17 protein-coding genes are annotated in these 16788 nt (G+C 65.4%); 6 read left to right on the plus strand and 11 right to left on the minus strand.

Features of this window, described 5'->3' with window-relative positions; genetic code table 11:
• Nucleotides 1–101: 101 nt before the first annotated feature.
• The 3 genes from Q362_RS0106655 to Q362_RS23485 all read right to left on the minus strand — a co-directional run bounded on the left by Q362_RS0106655 (nucleotide 102) and on the right by Q362_RS23485 (nucleotide 2054).
• Complete coding sequence (locus tag Q362_RS0106655; protein WP_028318053.1) at nucleotides 102–1085, minus strand: inorganic phosphate transporter; 984 nt, start codon at nucleotides 1083–1085, stop codon at nucleotides 102–104.
• Nucleotides 1086–1163: 78 nt separating this feature from the next.
• On the minus strand, nucleotides 1164–1808 hold the full coding sequence (locus Q362_RS0106660) for a DUF47 domain-containing protein (RefSeq protein WP_028318054.1): 645 nt from the start codon (nucleotides 1806–1808) through the stop codon (nucleotides 1164–1166).
• 78 nt (nucleotides 1809–1886) lie between these two features.
• Nucleotides 1887–2054: a hypothetical protein gene (locus Q362_RS23485; RefSeq protein ID WP_157469927.1), complete on the minus strand. Its 168-nt coding sequence runs from the start codon at nucleotides 2052–2054 to the stop codon at nucleotides 1887–1889.
• Nucleotides 2055–2294: 240 nt separating this feature from the next.
• On the opposite strand from Q362_RS23485, the gene Q362_RS19490 reads away from it, so the two are divergent.
• The 3 genes from Q362_RS19490 to Q362_RS0106680 are packed head-to-tail and all read left to right on the plus strand — an operon-like array spanning nucleotide 2295 to nucleotide 8076.
• Nucleotides 2295–3785 carry an efflux transporter outer membrane subunit gene (locus Q362_RS19490; protein ID WP_051553791.1) on the plus strand — a complete coding sequence of 497 codons (1491 nt, stop codon included), beginning with the start codon at nucleotides 2295–2297 and terminating at the stop codon, nucleotides 3783–3785.
• Nucleotides 3782–4990, plus strand: coding sequence for an efflux RND transporter periplasmic adaptor subunit (locus Q362_RS19495; RefSeq protein ID WP_051553793.1), 1209 nt, complete (start codon nucleotides 3782–3784; stop codon nucleotides 4988–4990). Before Q362_RS19490 ends, Q362_RS19495 begins: the two co-directional genes overlap by 4 nt.
• A complete protein-coding gene (locus Q362_RS0106680; protein WP_028318055.1) occupies nucleotides 4987–8076 on the plus strand; it encodes an efflux RND transporter permease subunit in 3090 nt (1029 codons plus the stop codon). The genes Q362_RS19495 and Q362_RS0106680 overlap by 4 nt, the downstream gene beginning before the upstream one ends.
• Before the next feature lie 93 nt (nucleotides 8077–8169).
• Here the strand turns inward: Q362_RS0106680 and ndk are convergent, their stop codons facing one another.
• From ndk to Q362_RS0106695, 3 genes are all read right to left on the minus strand, one after another.
• On the minus strand, nucleotides 8170–8586 hold the full coding sequence (gene ndk, locus Q362_RS0106685) for a nucleoside-diphosphate kinase (protein ID WP_028318056.1): 417 nt from the start codon (nucleotides 8584–8586) through the stop codon (nucleotides 8170–8172).
• A 244-nt stretch (nucleotides 8587–8830) separates the two neighbouring features.
• Nucleotides 8831–9988, minus strand: coding sequence for an ABC transporter substrate-binding protein (locus tag Q362_RS0106690; protein WP_051553795.1), 1158 nt, complete (start codon nucleotides 9986–9988; stop codon nucleotides 8831–8833).
• A 126-nt stretch (nucleotides 9989–10114) separates the two neighbouring features.
• Nucleotides 10115–10771 (minus strand): lytic transglycosylase domain-containing protein, encoded by a 657-nt coding sequence (locus tag Q362_RS0106695; protein ID WP_051553796.1) that lies wholly within the window; start codon nucleotides 10769–10771, stop codon nucleotides 10115–10117.
• 193 nt (nucleotides 10772–10964) lie between these two features.
• Here Q362_RS0106695 and Q362_RS22110 point away from each other — a divergent pair, with 193 nt between their 5' ends.
• The 3 genes from Q362_RS22110 (at nucleotide 10965) to Q362_RS19510 (ending at nucleotide 13416) form a co-directional block, all read left to right on the plus strand.
• A complete protein-coding gene (locus Q362_RS22110; protein ID WP_084312384.1) occupies nucleotides 10965–11849 on the plus strand; it encodes an ATP-binding cassette domain-containing protein in 885 nt (294 codons plus the stop codon).
• Nucleotides 11846–12391, plus strand: a complete 546-nt coding sequence (locus Q362_RS19505; protein ID WP_051553799.1) for a metal-dependent transcriptional regulator — start codon at nucleotides 11846–11848, stop codon at nucleotides 12389–12391. Before Q362_RS22110 ends, Q362_RS19505 begins: the two co-directional genes overlap by 4 nt.
• A 317-nt stretch (nucleotides 12392–12708) precedes the next feature.
• Complete coding sequence (locus tag Q362_RS19510) at nucleotides 12709–13416, plus strand: HD-GYP domain-containing protein (protein ID WP_084312386.1); 708 nt, start codon at nucleotides 12709–12711, stop codon at nucleotides 13414–13416.
• 176 nt (nucleotides 13417–13592) lie between these two features.
• On the opposite strand, the gene Q362_RS23490 is transcribed toward Q362_RS19510, so the two are convergent.
• The 5 genes from Q362_RS23490 to Q362_RS0106745 all read right to left on the minus strand — a co-directional run bounded on the left by Q362_RS23490 (nucleotide 13593) and on the right by Q362_RS0106745 (nucleotide 16757).
• Nucleotides 13593–13961 (minus strand): hypothetical protein, encoded by a 369-nt coding sequence (locus tag Q362_RS23490; RefSeq protein WP_157469929.1) that lies wholly within the window; start codon nucleotides 13959–13961, stop codon nucleotides 13593–13595.
• 10 nt (nucleotides 13962–13971) lie between these two features.
• A complete protein-coding gene (locus Q362_RS0106725) occupies nucleotides 13972–15144 on the minus strand; it encodes a Rid family hydrolase (RefSeq protein ID WP_028318062.1) in 1173 nt (390 codons plus the stop codon).
• A 300-nt stretch (nucleotides 15145–15444) separates the two neighbouring features.
• Nucleotides 15445–15990 carry a hypothetical protein gene (locus Q362_RS0106735; RefSeq protein WP_028318063.1) on the minus strand — a complete coding sequence of 182 codons (546 nt, stop codon included), beginning with the start codon at nucleotides 15988–15990 and terminating at the stop codon, nucleotides 15445–15447.
• A complete protein-coding gene (locus Q362_RS0106740) occupies nucleotides 15987–16355 on the minus strand; it encodes a hypothetical protein (RefSeq protein WP_028318064.1) in 369 nt (122 codons plus the stop codon). The genes Q362_RS0106735 and Q362_RS0106740 overlap by 4 nt, the downstream gene beginning before the upstream one ends.
• Nucleotides 16356–16376: 21 nt before the next feature.
• A complete protein-coding gene (locus tag Q362_RS0106745; protein WP_028318065.1) occupies nucleotides 16377–16757 on the minus strand; it encodes a type II secretion system protein GspG in 381 nt (126 codons plus the stop codon).
• Nucleotides 16758–16788: the final 31 nt, after the last annotated feature.

Consider the following 16788-nt stretch of genomic DNA (forward strand, 5'->3'; position numbering starts at 1 on the left):
CCGGCGGTATGCGGCCCGCGGCGCGGGCGGGAAGAAAGGACAAAAAAAGCCGGGTCCATCGACCCGGCTTCTGCGCCCGCGTCCCGGCGCGGTTCGACCGGTCAGACCGGGAGAACGCGGTAGAGGATGGCGGCGATCACCATGCAGACCGGGATGGTGAGAACCCAGGCCATGACGATGTTGCCGACGATGCCCAGCTTGAGGGCGTTGGCCCCCCTGGTGCTGCCCACGCCCATGATCGAGGTCGAGATGATATGGGTGGTGCTGACCGGAATGCCGAAGTGGGAGGCGGTGAGAATGACGGCGGCGGCCGAGGTTTCGGCGGCGAATCCGTGGACGGGTTTGAGCTTGATCATCCTGCTGCCCATGGTGCGGATGATCCGCCAGCCGCCGGCCATGGTCCCCAGGCCCATGGTCACGGCGCAGCCCAGGATGACCCAGTAGGGCACCTCGAAGGTCGGCAGGGTGTGGTAGCTGACCAGTGCCAGGGTGATGATGCCCATGGTCTTCTGAGCGTCGTTGCTGCCGTGGCTGAGCGCCATGATGCCCGACGAGACCAGCTGCAGCCGCCGGAACCAGTTGTTGACCGAATTGGGGCGGGCCCGGGAGCAGAGCCAGAGGATGACGATCATGCAGACAAAGCCGATGCCGAAGCCGATGACCGGCGAGGTGATCATGGGCATGAGCACCTTCTTGGTGACGTCGTCGAAATGGACGACGTGATAGCCCGCCTTGGAGATGGTGGCGCCCATCAGGCCGCCGATCAGGGCGTGCGAGGAACTGGAGGGGATGCCGTAGTACCAGGTGATCAGGTTCCAGATGATGGCCGCCAGCAGGGCGCAGAGGATGACCCCCTGGGTGACGCTTTCCGAGTCGACGATCCCCATGCCGATGGTGCTGGCCACATGGGTGCCCATGAAGGCGCCGGCGACGTTGAGCACGCCGGCGTAGACGACGGCGGCGCGGGCGGTGAGCACCTTGGTCGACACCACGGTGGCGATGGCGTTGGCGGAATCGTGGAAGCCGTTGATGTATTCAAAGACCAGCGCGGTGAGGATGACACAAATGAGCAGAGTGAGAACCATGGGGTCGTGTCTCTTTTCCGTGCCCCCCGCCGGATGGCACGGTTGCCGCGCCGGTCGGGGTGCAGCAATGGCGTACGGTCAGCTGTGCTTGAGCGCGATGTTGACGATCAGGTCGGAAATGACCGAGCAGATGTCCATGGCGTTTTCGATGCCCTTGTAGATGTCGCGCATCTTGAGCACGTAGAGGGCGTCGTATTTGCCGGAGAAGATCTCCTCGGTGGCGGTGAACAGGATCTCGTCGCCGCGATTCTCGATATCCTTGATCCGGTAGTTGCAGGCGGTGATCTCCTTGAGCGGCGCGTTCTTCTTCAGCATCGAGATGATCGTCCGCAACTCCTCCGCCGACTTGATCAGCACTTCGGCCTGGGTCTTGACGATGTCGTTGTAGGAGTCGATCTTGTAAATCCGCAGATTGACGCAGGCCTTGAGAATGACCTTGGTGCTTTTGTACAGGTTGGTCGAAATGAGCTGGATGTCTTCCCGGTCGATCGGCGTGATGAAAGAGGCGTTGAGCAGGGTGAGGCTGCCCTCCATGGCCTCGACGGCCCGCCGCTTGTAGGTCTTGGCGTGGATGAGATACTCTTCCCGCTGCTTGAGGTCGGAATGGACGATCTGGTAGAAGAGCTGGGAGGAGAGTTCGATGACCTCGGCCCCGTCCTCGAAAAAATTGTAGAACTTGTTCTCCGGCGGCGGCAGCAGCTTGGCAAGAAGACCAATGGCCATGTTCGTTGTTCCTCCTCGAAAAAAATGCAAGGCTGGAGAGCGGCGCGGCGGCACAACGATCGGTGGAACAACCCGTCATTACGCTCTTTTTCGTCTCTCCCCCGGTTCCAGCTCGACCACCGCGTCATGGGCGTCGTGCGCCGCACCGACTTTACCTTCCTCACGGAATTCTGACACCAAAAAAACAATATCCTCACCGTTTTCTGACAAAAGAGGCAAAACACGGATGGCCCTCATTTTTTTCATTATAATTCGACAAGTTAAAAAAAGAAGCGAACCACATGGACCGATGCCGGTGCCCTGCGGGCAGTCATATCGCGGAGTTGGCGCATGACAGCGGGGACGAACCGCCGCCGGCCGCCGGGTGGGCCACGGAATCTGTTGGCGAATCCCGATGTTCAATTATATAGTGTCCGGAATTGTGCGGCGGGCCAAGTCGGCCGCCGCCTCGTACGCTTCTCTTCCGTCAGGTAGGTACCCGGGCCCATGCGCCGCCACATCCCCTTTCGATTCCGCCTTTGCCTTCTGTTTGCCTGGGGAAGCGCGCTGCTGGCCGCCTGCGCTCCGGTCGGCCCCGATTACCAGGCCCCGCAGCCGCAGATGCCCTCCCGCTGGGGCGAGGCCGCCACCACGGACAGCGGCGACCATGCCGAGGCGCTTGCCCGCTGGTGGTCCCTGTTCCACGATCCCCTGCTCGACACCCTCATTCACCGGGCCATGGCGGCCAACCCGGATCTCAGGATCGCCGAGACCCGCATCCGCGAGGCCAGGGCCCTGTACCGGCAGGCCGTCGCCGGGGGATTGCCCTCGGTGGATGCGGGCGGCAGCTTCACCAACAGCCGCCAGAGCGAGAACGTGCGGGACCGGGACAACGCCCGGACCCAGGACCTGTTCCAGGCCCAGTTCGACGCCAACTGGGAGATCGACGTGTTCGGCTCCGTCCGGCGGCAGATGGAGGCGGCCGAGGCCAACCTCGCCGCCGCGGAGGAGGACCGGCGGACCGCCCTCGTTTCGCTGGCCGCCGAGGTGGCCCGGAATTACGTCGAACTGCGGGCCAGCCAGCAGCGGCTGGCCATAGCCGGGGAAAACAGCCGTATCCAGGAACAGACCGTGGCACTGGTGCGCGGCAAGTTCCGGCTTGGCCTGGGCGGCGACCTGGAGGTGGCCCAGGCCGAAACCCTGCTGGCCGAAACCAGGGCGGAGATGCCGGCCCTGGAAAGCGGCGCGGCCCAGGCCATGCATCAGCTGGCCCTGCTCCTCGGCCAGCAGCCGCAGACCCTGAAGGCGGAACTGACCCCGGCGGGCGCCACCCCGCCGGTGCCGCCGCGCCTGCCCCTTTCCCTGCCCTCGGAACTGTTGCGCCAGCGGCCCGACATCCGCAGCGCCGAGCGGCAATTGGCCGCCGCCACCGCCACCGTGGGCGTCGCCACGGCCGAGCTGTTTCCCCGTTTTTCCCTGGCCGCCCTGATCGGCCTGCAGAGCACGTCGCTCGGCGATCTGGTCACCAGCGGCAGCCGCTTCTGGTCGGCCGGTCCCACGGTCAACTGGCCCCTGTTCGCCGGCGGCAGGATCCGGGCGGCGATCGAGGCCAGCGAAGCCCAGCGCCGGCGCGCCGAACTGACCTATGAAAAAACAGTGCTCACGGCCTTGGCGGAGGCGGAAAACGCGCTCGTCGCCCTGGACCGCGAACGGGAAACCCACGAGATGCTGAAAACGGCCGTGGACGCCAGCCAGCGGGCGATGCACATCGCCCACGGCCAGTACCAGGCCGGGCTCACCACCTTTCTCAACGTGTTGCAGAGCGAAAACGCCCTCTATCAGTCCCAGGACAAGCTGGCGCAGAGCGGCCAGCGCCTGGCAGTCAACATGATCGCCCTGTACAAGGCCCTGGGCGGCGGCTGGCAATTCCACTCCCCCGACACGGCCCCGCTCTTCTCCGGTCCCGATACCGCGCCCCTTGCAAGGAATACCCCATGAAGCTGTCGTTCCCCGCCTTTCCTCCGGTGCCTCGCGGCCACGCCCCGGTCGCGCCGCCGTCCCCCCTCCTGTGCCTGCTGACCTGCCTGCTCGCCCTGCTCGTCCTGGCCGGCTGTTCACCGGAGCATGAGGGGCAGGCCGGCCAGAAACGGCAGGCCGGCATCCCGGTCACCGTGGCCGAGAGCACCACAAAGACGCTGCCCGTGGAGCTGACCGCCACCGGCCATGTCGAGGCCGAGTCCACGGTGGAAATCCGCTCGCAGGTCACCGGTACGCTGAAAACGGTCCATTTCCGCGAGGGCGATTCGGTCAAGGCCGGGGAACTGCTGTTCACCATCGATCCCCGCCCCTTTGCCGCCGATCTGGCCAAGGCCGAGGCCGACCTGGCCAGGGACAGGGCCGAGCTGGACAATGCCCGCCGCGAAGCCGCCCGCTACGCCCTGGCCGTGCAGAAGGGCTATGTGTCGCAGGAACAGGCCGATCAGGCCGCGACCCTGGTGGCCACCCTCACCGCCACGGTCAAGGCGGACGAGGCGGCGGCGAACAGGGCCCGGCTGGAGCTGGAATACTGCTCGATCCGCGCCCCGTTCGCAGGCCGCACCGGCGAGCTGCTCAGCCACCAGGGCAACCTGATCAAGGAGAACGCCGACACGCCGATGGTCACGCTCAAGAAGGTGCAACCCATCCTGGCCGCCTTCACCGTACCCGGCCACCATCTCCAGGACATCGCCCGCTATCAGTCCGCCGGCAGCCTCAAGGTGCTGGCCACCCTGCAGAAATACGTGAACGACCCACCCCTGGCCGGGGACCTGGTCTTCGTCGACAACACCGTCGATCCGACCACCGGCATGCTCCGGCTCAAGGCCAGCTTCGCCAATGGCGACCGCCGGCTGTGGCCGGGGCAGTTGGTCGACGTGCGCATCGAACTCACCCGGCGGCCTGACTGCGTCGTGGTCCCCTCGCAGGCGGTGCAGGTCGGCCAGGAAGGCACCTACGTCTATGTGGTCAAAGACGACCAGACCGTGGGCTACCGCCCGGTGACCCCCGGCATGCTCCACCAGGGGGAAACGGTGATCGAGTCGGGGCTGGCGGCGGGTGAGCGGGTGGTTATCGACGGCCAGTTGCAGTTGGCCGACGGGGTCAGAATCGAGGTGCGCGGCCAGGGCGCGCAGCCCGGTGACGAGGGCAGACGGAGCGCGCCATGAACGGTATCTCCGATCTCTTCATCCGCCGGCCGGTCATGACCGTGCTGGTGATGTGCAGCATCCTGCTCTTCGGCCTGATCGGCTACAAGCAGTTGGCGGTCAGCGACCTGCCCAACGTCGATTTTCCGACCATCCAGGTCACCGCCACCCTGCCCGGCGCCAACCCGGACACCATGGCCTCGACCGTGGCCACGGTGCTGGAAAAGGAGTTTTCTACCATCGCCGGCCTCGACTCGATGAGTTCGGTCTCCACCACCGGTTCCACCCAGATCACCCTGCAGTTCTCCCTGGAACGCGACATCGACGCCGCGGCCCAGGACGTGCAGACCGCCATTTCGCTGGCCAACCGCCGGCTGCCCGAGGACATGCCGTCGCCGCCCTCGTTCCGCCGCACCAACCCGGCCTCGGACCCGATCCTGTTCATCTCCCTCAACAGCCCGACCCTGCCGCTCTCCCTGCTCGACCAGTACGGCCAGACCATGAGCCAGCGGCTGTCGATGATCAGCGGCGTGGCCCAGATCACCCTGCGCGGCACGCAGAAGTACGCGGTCCGGGTGCAGTTGGACCCGCAGGCCATGAAGGGCTTCGACCTCGATCCCGACGAGGTGGCCACGGCCATCGACCGGCAGAACGCCAATCAGCCCATGGGCCTGCTGAGCGGGCCGCACACCACCCTGACCCTCAAGGCCAGCGGCGAACTCAAAGTGGCGGACCAGTACCGCGACATCGTGGTGGCGGTGCGCGGCGGCCGGCCCATCCGCCTGGCCGAGGTGGCCGCGGTGATCGACAGCGTGGAGAACGACAAGTCCGGCGCCTGGTTCTTCACCCCCACCACCAGGGCCCAGACCATCATGCTGGCGGTGGAGAAACAGCCCGGCGCCAACACCATCGAGGTGGCCGACGCGGTCAAGGCCATGTTGCCCGCACTGGCCGAGACCCTGCCCGCCTCGGTCAAGCTCTCCATCCTCCGCGACGGCAGCACCGCCATCAGCGAGTCGGCCCTGGACATCCAGTTCACCCTGCTGCTCACCCTGTTCCTGGTGGTGCTGGTGATCTTTCTCTTCATCCGCCGGCTCAGCGCCACCGTCATCCCCAGCCTGTCGCTGCCGATGTCGGTGATCGGCACCTTCGCGGTCATGTACCCGCTCGGCTACAGCCTCAACAACATGTCGCTGATGGCGCTGACCCTGGCCGTCGGCTTCGTGGTCGATGACTCCATCGTGGTGCTGGAAAACATCGTCCGCCACATGGAGATGGGCAAGAGCCGGATGCGGGCCGCCCTGGACGGGGCCCGCGAGGTGAGCTTCACCATCATTTCCATGACCCTGTCCCTGGTGGCGATCTTCATCCCCCTGCTCTTCCTCGGCGGCATCATGGGCCGGCTGTTCCGCGAATTCTCGGTGACCATCGGCGTGGCGGTGCTGGTCAGCGGCGTGATCAGCCTGACGCTGGTGCCCATGCTGTGCAGCCGCTACCTGCGCGAGGGCGGCCACACCCGCCAGAACCGGCTGTACCGGCTGACCGAGGCCGGATACCAGTGGATGGTGCGGATCTACGACCGCAGCCTGCTCGCCGTGCTGCGCTACCGGCGGACCACCATGCTCGTTTCCCTGGTCATCCTGGCGGCCACGGCCTACCTGTTCGCGGTGGTGCCCAAGGGCTTCATTCCCTCGGAGGACCGCGGCTTCATCATGGTTTCCACCCAGAGCGCCCAGTCCGCCTCCTGGATCTCCCAGGTCGACCATCTCATGGAGCTGGCGGCCATCGTGCAGCAGGACCCCAATGTCGACCGCTTCATGGTCAACGCCACCACCACGCCCTTCATGCTGCTGGTGCTCAAGCCCCGCCACGAGCGGCTGTTGAGCGCCGACGAAGTGATCCTGTCCCTGCGGCCCAAGCTCAACGGCGTGCCCGGCATCCGCGCCATGCTGGTCAACCCCCTGCCGATCAACATCGGCGGCCGCCGCTCGCGCAGTCTCTATCAGCTGACCCTGCAGGGGATCGACACCGACCGGCTGTACGCCACGGCCCGGACCCTGGAACGGATCATGCTCGACACCCCGACCCTGATCGACGTTTCCAGCGATCTGCAGATGGACAACCCGGAACTGAGGGTGGAGATCGACCGCGACCGCGCCCTGCTGCTCGGGGTCTCGCCCAAGCAGATCGAGGACACCCTGTACAGCGCCTACGGCGAGCGCGATGTGTCGACCATCTTCGGGGCCAACGACCAGTACAGCGTCATCGTCGAATTTCATCCCGACTTCCAGAACGACGCCTCGGCCCTGGACCTGCTGCACATCCGTTCCGACCAGGGGCCGCTGGTGCCGATCTCCACGGTGGCCACCCTCAGGCAGGGGCTGGGGCCGCTGTCGATCAACCACTCGGGCCAGCTGCCCTCGGTGACCCTGTCGTTCAACATCAAGCCCGGCGTGGCCCTGGGCCAGGCCCTGGCCGACTTGCAGCAGCAGGCCGACGAGCTCCTGCCCACCGGCATCACCGCCTCGTTCCAGGGCAACGCCCAGCAGTTCCAGGCCTCGCAGGCCAGCATGGGCTGGCTTCTGGCCCTGTCGATCGTGGTCATCTACATCGTGCTCGGCATCCTCTACGAGAGCTACATCCACCCGCTCACCATCCTCACGGCCCTGCCCTTCGCCGGGTTCGGCGCCCTGATCACCCTGCTGCTCTTCCGGGTCGACCTGTCGATCTACGCCTTTGTCGGCATCATCATGCTGATCGGCCTGGTGAAGAAGAACGGCATCATGATGATCGACTTCGCCATCGCCGCCCAGCAGGAGGGGAAGAGCGCCGTCGAGGCCATCCACCAGGCCTGCGTCATCCGCTTCCGGCCGATCATGATGACCACCATGGCCGCGCTCATGGGCGGCATCCCCATCGCCGTCGGCTACGGCGCCGGTGCGGAATCGCGTCAACCGCTGGGGCTGGCCGTGGTCGGCGGCCTGCTCTTTTCCCAGACCCTGACCCTCTACGTGACGCCGGTGTTCTATCTGTACATGGAAGATCTGCAGCAGTGGCTCAAACGGCGCAAAGGCGCCCTGCCGGAGACGGTCGGCACGGCGGACTAGAAAGCGGTGGAAGACCCCCCGAAACGACAAAAGGCGGCTCATGCGAGCCGCCTTTTGTATTGGGCGATGGGTACAGAAGGGGTGCGGAATCGATCAGACCAGCAACTCCAGGCCGGAGAAGAAGTAGCCGATCTCGAAGGCGGCGGTTTCCGGGGCATCGGAGCCGTGGGTGGCGTTGGCCTCCAGGGATTCGCCGAACTCGCGGCGCAGGGTGCCTTCGGCGGCGTTGGCCGGGTTGGTGGCGCCCATCAGGTCGCGCCATTTCTTGATCGCGCCTTCAGCCTCCAGCACCATGACGATGCAGGGGCCGCTGGACATGAAATCGGTCAGCTCGCCGAAAAAGGGGCGCTCCTTGTGGACATAATAAAACCCTTCGGCCTCGCGCTTGCTCAGATACAGCTTCTTCATGCCGACAATCGTAAAACCTTCGGCATAGATGCGGGCGATGATCTTGCCGGCGTTGCCGGCATTGAAGGCATTGGGCTTGATGATGGCGAATGTGCGTTCCATGGGGTTCTCCTTGCTGGGCGGTGATCGATGGCAATGCTTCGCGGATGGCTGCGGAAGCGGCGGTTTGCAAATGTGCGCCTGCTATACCATGAACCCGGCACGAGGGCAACAGGGACGGCGGTTCTTTTCGCGGGACCGCGGGATGGCCGCCGATGACAAAAAAGGGGATGCACCCGGTGTTTCCCAGGCGCATCCCCGTATCGATCCTTCCGGGCGGCCAGGCGCCCGACGGCCTTCCGGCCGCTTACCGCTCCAGCAGCACGAACCGGCCGTCCTTGACGGTCAGCATGGCAAAGGCGTCCGGTCCCAGGCCGCCGTGGTCGGCGGGCGAGAAGTTGAAGGTGCCGGCGGTGCCGATCAGGTCCCTGATGTTCTCGATGGCGGCGCGCACCTTGTCCCGGTCCTCGCCGCCGACCTCGATGGCCTTGGCCAGGATGGTCATGGCGTCATAGGTATGGCCGCCGAAGGTCGAGATCTTCTCGCCGAATTTCTTTTCGTAGGAATCCCGGTAGGTGAGGAGAAACTCCCGCTGCGGCCCGGCCGGCAGGGAATCGGCCACCAGCAGCCGGCTGGCCGGGAAGATGATGCCCTCGGCGGCCACGCCCGCCGCCTCGGCGTACTTGATGTTGGCGAAACCGTGGCTCTGGTAGATGGGCACGTCCCATCCGGCCTGGCGGATGTTTTTCGCCAGAATGGACTGGGCCGGCACGATCGACCAGTTGACCACCGCCTCGATCTTCGGGTTGGCCTTCAGCTTGGCGACAATGGCAGCAAGATCGGTGGCGCTCTTGTCGTAGACCTCCTCGGCGACGATGGCGATGCCGAAGTCCGGGGCGTTCCTGGCCAGCTGCTCCTTGCCGGCCTTGCCGAAGCCGTCGTTGCCGGCCAGCACCGCGATGTTCCTGATCCCCTTCTTCTGCATGGTGGCGAAAATCTGCTGCGCGGCGAAGGAATCGCTGGGCGCGGTCTTGAACACGTGCGGGGCCACCGGGGTGGTGATGGTCTCGGCCGCCGAGCAGGAGATCATGATCGTCTTGCCCTCCTCGGCAATCTTCTTGATGCTCAGGCTCTCGCCGCTGGTGGACGGGCCGATGATGGCAAACACCTTCTCCTCGTCGATCAACTGCTTGGCGAAGGAGACCGCCTTTTCCGGACTGCCGCCCGAATCCTTGACGATCAGTTCGACGGTCTTGCCGTTGATGCCGCCCCTGGCGTTGATTTCGTCGACCAGCATGCGGAGCGACCGGACCTCGGGTCCGCCCAGAAAGGCCGCCGGCCCGGTCTCGGCGAGGATGGCGCCGATCTTGATGCCCGCCGCCAGGGCATACGAGGTCATGAGCAACGAAACCACGGCGCACACACACGCCACCCGCACCATCCGTACCGCACGCACTCCCTTCATTATCCGCTCCTCCACGAGACTCAAGAACAATGGGCCTGAAATCGACTGCGTTGTTATGACAAAAAGGTGCCGGTTCGTCAACGAATACCACGTTTTTGCCGCGGCTCGGCCGGTGCGGCGCCGGGCTCAGCCCATGAGGCGGCCGCGCCGTTCCCTGAACAGGGCGTGCAGGTACCCATTGACCTTGCCGATGAGGTCCAGCGTTTCCGGATAGTCGGGCGGACGGTTGTCGACGATGGCCCCTTCGCCGGCGTTCCAGGCCGCGACCACCAGGTCGAGCCGGCCGTCGTAGAGGAAATTGTATTTGGCGACCAGATAGCAGGTCAGCAGGATATTGACCGCGGGATCGAACAGATCCTCGGGTTGGAGGCTGCGCAGTCGTTTGGAAGGGATATGGCGGAAGGTGATGCCCAGGGTCAGCAGCTCCCTGGCCGCCGCCTGCGCCGTCGGGTAGAGCAGTTGGCAGAGACCGAGGGCGTTCTTGGGCGAGACCGCGTTCGGGTCGCCGCCGGATTCGGTCAGCATCAGGGCCCGGATGAAGTCCGGATTCACCTTGTAGCCGGGCCGGATAAAGGCGATCGAACTGAAGGCGACGATCAGCCGGTCATACTCGGCGATGCGCTTCATCTGGACGGAGGAAAGCTCGATCGTCTTGTATTTATGAATATAATGACTGATCTGCCTACCCTGGACCGGCCCGGGCACCAGCAGCGCCCACACCAACGCCGCCAGCACCCCTTTCCGGAGGCCCCCGGCATATCGCCTGCGTTCGTCTTCCCTCACCCGTATCCCTCCTTCTTTCCTTTTCGCGAAACCATCCCGCATCCCACGCGCAGCGCGCCTCCCCGCGCGTCCGTTCCGCCTGCAATTGTGGTGGCCGTGCAAAAATACTATTGACGACCAAGCATTATTCATATACCCTCTTTTTATTAGATGCAACTAAAATAGACAACCATGCCTTTGAACGGGTGTCCCCATGAAAAAACACGCCATGAGCAGTCGCGCCACCTCCATGCGCGGGCATGTCGCCTCCGACCACCTGCCGGGATCTGCACCGGCGGGCAGCGCGCCGGCACACGCCGGCATCAATCGACCGCAGCCACCGGCAAGCGTCACGGGCGCGGAGTTGACCATTGTCTGCCAGAACAAAACCGTCTGCGAGCATCTGCATTTCGCCGTTCCCAAGGGGGCGGTTTCCGTGCTCGCCCCCCGCGACGCCCTGTGCAAGGCGGCTCTGCTCGATCTGCTGGCGGGCCGGCAGCGGCCCGCCGCCGGCACCTGCCTGATCGACGGCCACGAGGCCCACAACCTGCCGCTGGCGGCCAAGCAGCGAATCGGCATCCTCGAGAACGGCGAGCGCATCTACGAGGTGATGACCATCGGGCAGACGGCGCTGTTTTTCAACGGCTGCTATCCCGAGTGGCACAACGAGACCTATTATCGGTTGACCGACGGTTTCGGCGTCTCCAGACGGGTGAAGATCAGCAACCTGCACAACCATCAGCGGGCCCTCGTCGCCCTGGCGGTGCTGCTGGCCCGGAATCCGGACCTGCTCATTCTCGACGACTGGATCACCACCTTCGGCGACAGCACCAGGGCCGTGGTTTACGATGCCATCCGGCGGCACGGCGCCCAGCCCGGCAAGACCACGCTGCTCGTCGGCCATCACGCCGGCCTGACCCCGGACCTGATCGACCATCTGATCCTGGTGGGGCATTCCACCTCGCTGACCATTCCCACCGCCGCCCTGCTCGCCGCGCCCGGCCCGGTACCGGCCGCATCCACCGGCACCATGACGGTGCGGCAGGTGCCGAACACCGGATCGCTCCGGCAAACGCCACCGCGGCAGGGCCGGGCATGACGGCGCGCCGCAACCTCAGCAGCAGCCTGGAAGACTACCTCGAAACGATCTACCTGATCGTCCGGGAGCAGGGCACGGCCCGGAGCAAGGATGTCATCAGGCGACTTTCCGTGAGCGCCGCCTCGGTCACCGAGGCACTGCGGGCACTGGACTCCCGGGGCCTGGTCAACTATGTGCCCTACTCGCTCATCACCCTGACGCCGGCGGGCGAGGCCCGGGCCCGCGAAATCCTCCACCGCCACGAAACCCTGCGCGACTTCTTCGTCGAGGTGCTCGGCGTGGACCCGCGGACCGCCGACATCGGCGCCTGCCGGATCGAACACGTGATCAGCGACGAGATCCTCGACAGCATGATCACCTACACCACCACGGTCAGAGAGGCCGGACAGGTGGCGCTCACCGGCCAGGCCACCGACACCGGCGACTGGCCGCCCGCCCCGGAGACCCCTGCCGACCCGGCGGAGCTGTCCATGAAGCAGCCTTGCGGCGCCGACGACGATCCGCGGCAACGGCCCGACCCATCGATGGAAAAGAACTCGTGATGCCATGACCGCTCATCCGGCGACCATTCCCCTTCCCCCGAACACGTCCGCCTGCCGGAACGGCTTGCGCATCCGCGCGCCTTTCCCGTTGTGCCGCCCGCACCCGCCCGCAAACACCGCGTCCCCCCGGCCGGCACCGCCCGTGTCGACCGCCTGAGCGCGTCCGGACATCGGCGCGGTGCACGTCCTTGCCGCCTTGGCCGGGCCGCGCCGACCGTCGTCGGCCAACGGACACCAAAAGGACCACCGCATGTTCCCGACCGCCGCCTTCCTCTGCGGGCGCTCCCGCCCAAGCGGCGCATATCCCGGAGTATTGTATGATCTGCCTTGAAGATATCGACTTTCACCTGTTCATCGAGAGCCTGACCCGCACCATCGAACTCAAGGACATGTACACGGCCGGCCACTCGCGGCGCGTGTCCGAGATCGCCGAGCACATCTGCAGGGAATGGGGCAGGACGGACAGGGAGTGCGAATACCTGCACGTGATCGGCCATGTGCACGATATCGGCAAGATCGGCATCGCCGACGGCGTTCTGATGAAATCGGGCAAGCTGTCGCCGGCGGAGCACCTGCTGATGCAGCAGCATACGGTGATCGGCGCCTCGATCTTCGAAAACCTGCCCGGCCTGGACAGGATGGCGGACGTCATCCGCCACCATCACGAACGGTTTGACGGCAAGGGGTATCCGGACGGGTTGCGGGCCGATGCGATTCCGCTGGAATCGGCGGTCATCGCCATTGCCGACGCCTACGACGCCATGACGACCTACCGGCCCTACAAGGCCGCCCTGACCGCGGAACAGGCCTTCGAGGAGATCCGCCGCAACCGCGGCACCCAGTTCCACCCCGAAATCTGCGATCTGTTCCTCGACCTGCTCGAACACCGTCCCCGGAATTTTTCCGGTGAATCGGGCGCCACCGAAACCGGCCGCTCCTCCTGCCCCGGCATGGCGCGCCCCACCGCCTCCCGGCCCGGCACCCGTCCCGAACCGGCCCTCACCGTCGGCGACAAAACCGCATGAGCGGTGTGCGCGGGAATCAGCCGGCTGCCGGCTTTGTGCGGCGGCAGCCGCCGCATCGCCCGGTCCGGGAGAACGACGACCCGCCTGCATCCCGGCCGTGCCGGGGCTGATCATGGGGCCGCCGCGCCGCCGGCACCGTCCCCGACGCCGCGACCGATTGTGCCCGCGGGCCGCGGTCAGTTTCTTTTCGCCCCCTGATCGATCCACATCTTCAGGTCCTTCAACTGCTGGGAGGTCAGGGGCGCCACCGCGGCGTGGCCGCCCTTGACCTTGACGTAGAGGGGGCTGGCTTCGGCCTTGCCCGGAACGATGTACCGGCCCTTCATGAGGTCCTGGTGGGCATCGCCCCTGGTCATGTCGAACGGGGCCCGCCCGCCGAAATGGCAACCCACGCATTTCTCATCGAGAATCGGCTGGATAGCCGTGGAAAAACTGATCTCCCTGCCGGTGTCCGCCGTGCAGGCGGCCAGCAGCAACAACACCGCCGGCAGCAACGGCCGGACGCACCTGTGCGCTGCATGCAGCGCCGTACCTATCGATCCCATGGACGCTCACTCAAAAGCGGCACACATCGGTCCGGTCGATGGCCATGACGGCGATGCATTCGATCTCCACCAGCCAACCCGGCCGGCAGACGGGCGCCAGCACGACGGCCTTGGGCGTCTCCCGAAAGTGTTCGGCAAAGTAGCGCTCCACGTCCGGGGCGTCGGACAGATCCCTGAGATAGACGATCATGTGGGCGATGTCGGCCAGGGTCGCCCCGGCATCGGCCAGCAGGGCGGCGATGTTCTCGATGACCCGCTCCATCTGCCGGCGCACGTTGTTCTTGTGCACGATCTCGCCCCTGTTGTTGATGCTCGCCGTGCCCGAGATGTAGATGTGCCGCCGGTCGCCGAAATCCACGCTCGTACCCCGTTCGAAGGTCACGCCGTACTCGTGGGTGGGATTCAGGTGCTGCAGCGCCTGCAAATACCTGACCTGGTTCCCGGCGAGGCCGGCTATGGCATAGGCGTCCATCAGCACCGACGTGCCGGGGTCGGCATGCCTGCCCTCGATGCCGGTGCTGGCGATATAATGGGTGTCCTTGGTCATGCCCAGGGTCTCGAACAGGTCCCGCCGGGAGCGAACCACCCCCGGATAGTTGAAGTCGATGTCCTTGACGAACAGCCATGTCCTGACGCAGTTGTCCTGAACGGTGCAGTTCAGGTCGCGCAGCCGGCGCTCCAGTTGCGCGAACACCGCCGAGGTCTGGGCGTGGGAATCCCACCCCGGTTCCTTGGCCCGCATGCCCGTGCTCCAGATATGGGCCATCCCTTCTCGTTTGACCACGATCTGGCCTTCTCTCCTGTCGACCGACAATCCCTTGGCGCCGTGATCGACGATGGCGTAGAGCCACACCAGCACCTTGTTGCCGGTCAGCGGCGGCTGCTCGACGACGGAACAGGCGGCCCGGGAAAATTTGTTCATGCCGTTTTGCGCAAAGGCACCCAGGCTGTCCTCCTGGTTCATGAAATCGCTGACGAACAGGCGCAGGAACACCGCGGTGGTGAACGGAATGCCCTCCTGCTCGAAAAAAAGCGCCATTGCCGCGAACACCTCTTCCAGTTCCCGGTCGAAGCGCTTGGGTTCGCAGGCGCGGGCGGCCAGGTGCAGCTCGGCCGTGTTCTGCCGCTGAAACCAGGAAACATCGATCGCCACGTTGTTGAGGGTTGTATTGATAGACTTCATACGTTTGGTCCTTTTCGTGATTGGATGGGTCAATGGGCCGGGGTTCGGCCCGAAAAAAGCGAAATCGGCGCCATTGCCGGAAACGGCGGCGGCACCGTGCGCAGGGATGGCCGAGCCGCCGGCCGATGGGTCCTGATGCCGGTCGTCGCCTGCCGGGAACAGTCCCCGGCCTCGCAGCGCATCCCTTTCCCCGCCCCTGAACCAGGGGGACAAACACCCCTCGCGGCAACGCAACAGCCCGCAGGCAGCGGCGGCGCCGGCAATCGACGGCACACGGTGCGGGGCGCGGGCGTTGTCCGGCTAATCGGCGCCGGGCGGGGTGCCCCGATCCGCGCTTTCGCGCAGGATGGCGTGCAGAGCCTGTCGGATCGCAGCCGGCTCGACGGCGCCGCTGTCGATCTCGCCGACCAGGTTGTCGAGACGCGCCCGCAGGATCGCGTCGGCACGGCTGCGGCGCAGCCGGTCCAGGCAGCGGTTGAGCGGATCGGCCATCTGGCGGAAATAATCGTTTGCGCGGAACTCCAGCCTGCCGTCGGGAAACACCCCCCGGTCGGCATCGTCCAGGGTCTCGTAGATCTTGTGCATCATCCCGGCAATGGCCCGGCTCTGGCGCAGGCTGAAAAAGACGGTCAGCGACGTGACCGCCAGGGCGAACAGGGCCACATACAGGGGGATGTGCTGGTTGTGGTTGTAGGCCACGGCCCCGTCCCACGCCAGCAGATAGAACCAGGACAGCAGGGCGCTTATCGTCACCGTCACCACGATGTTGGTGACCAGGACCAGCGCCAGTTGCACGAACTGGTAGCGGGGATGCACCAGGATCTTGCGGTGACGGCACCCGCTCACAGGATGGCCTCGACCACGGCGACAGACCGCTTCGACAGTTCGATTCCGTCCCGTTGCCGGAACACCTGCGCGTACCGCTCGCTGTCCGGCCCGTCGCATTGGGCCGATTTCCAGGTCAGATACGGCGTGCCCCGCCGGGTGACCACGCCGTATCCCCTGATGGCGATGGTGTTGACATGGAGCCCCCGGCTGACCTCGAGCACGAGGTTCTTCTCGGCGCGGTCCAGGCGCAGGTCGGTCAATTCCCCGAAATCGCCGTCGCCCGTCATGGCGGCGACCTTGCGGTTGAGCAGAAAGAGAATGGCGCCCTTGCCGGTGAGCCACCTGTTCTTCAATTTTTTCAGCTTATGTATGTTGATCTTCATCCGTTCAGTCCCTCTCGTGGTTCACGGGCCGCTTATCGACATGTCGTCCTCGGTGTCGGCCACGCCGTCCGGCCCGACGCTGCGGAGTTCGTAGCGCCTGCCCTTGGTCACGGTGTAGCGGTACCGATGGCCCCAATGGTCTTCCGCCAGATCCTTGGCGTTGTTTTCCTTGAAGGTTTCCGCCAGCCAGTCGGCGAATTCCTCCTCCTTCGGCAGCCGGCGGTCCATGAGATAGGTGGCGTCGAGCATCACCGCCATGGACCGCAGGTCGCCGGCGGTGATCACCTGCTGGGCGGCCGCCACGCTTTCGGAGGAGATGGCCCTGAACCGTTCAGGAACGTCCAGCGCCACGGCGGACATGGCCCCGATGACGACCAGCATGCCGACGACGGTCGCATTCATGGGCGCCCGCCACCGACCCCATGGTCAGGTG

Source organism: Desulfobulbus elongatus DSM 2908 (genome assembly GCF_000621145.1).
Lineage (GTDB): Bacteria > Desulfobacterota > Desulfobulbia > Desulfobulbales > Desulfobulbaceae > Desulfobulbus > Desulfobulbus elongatus.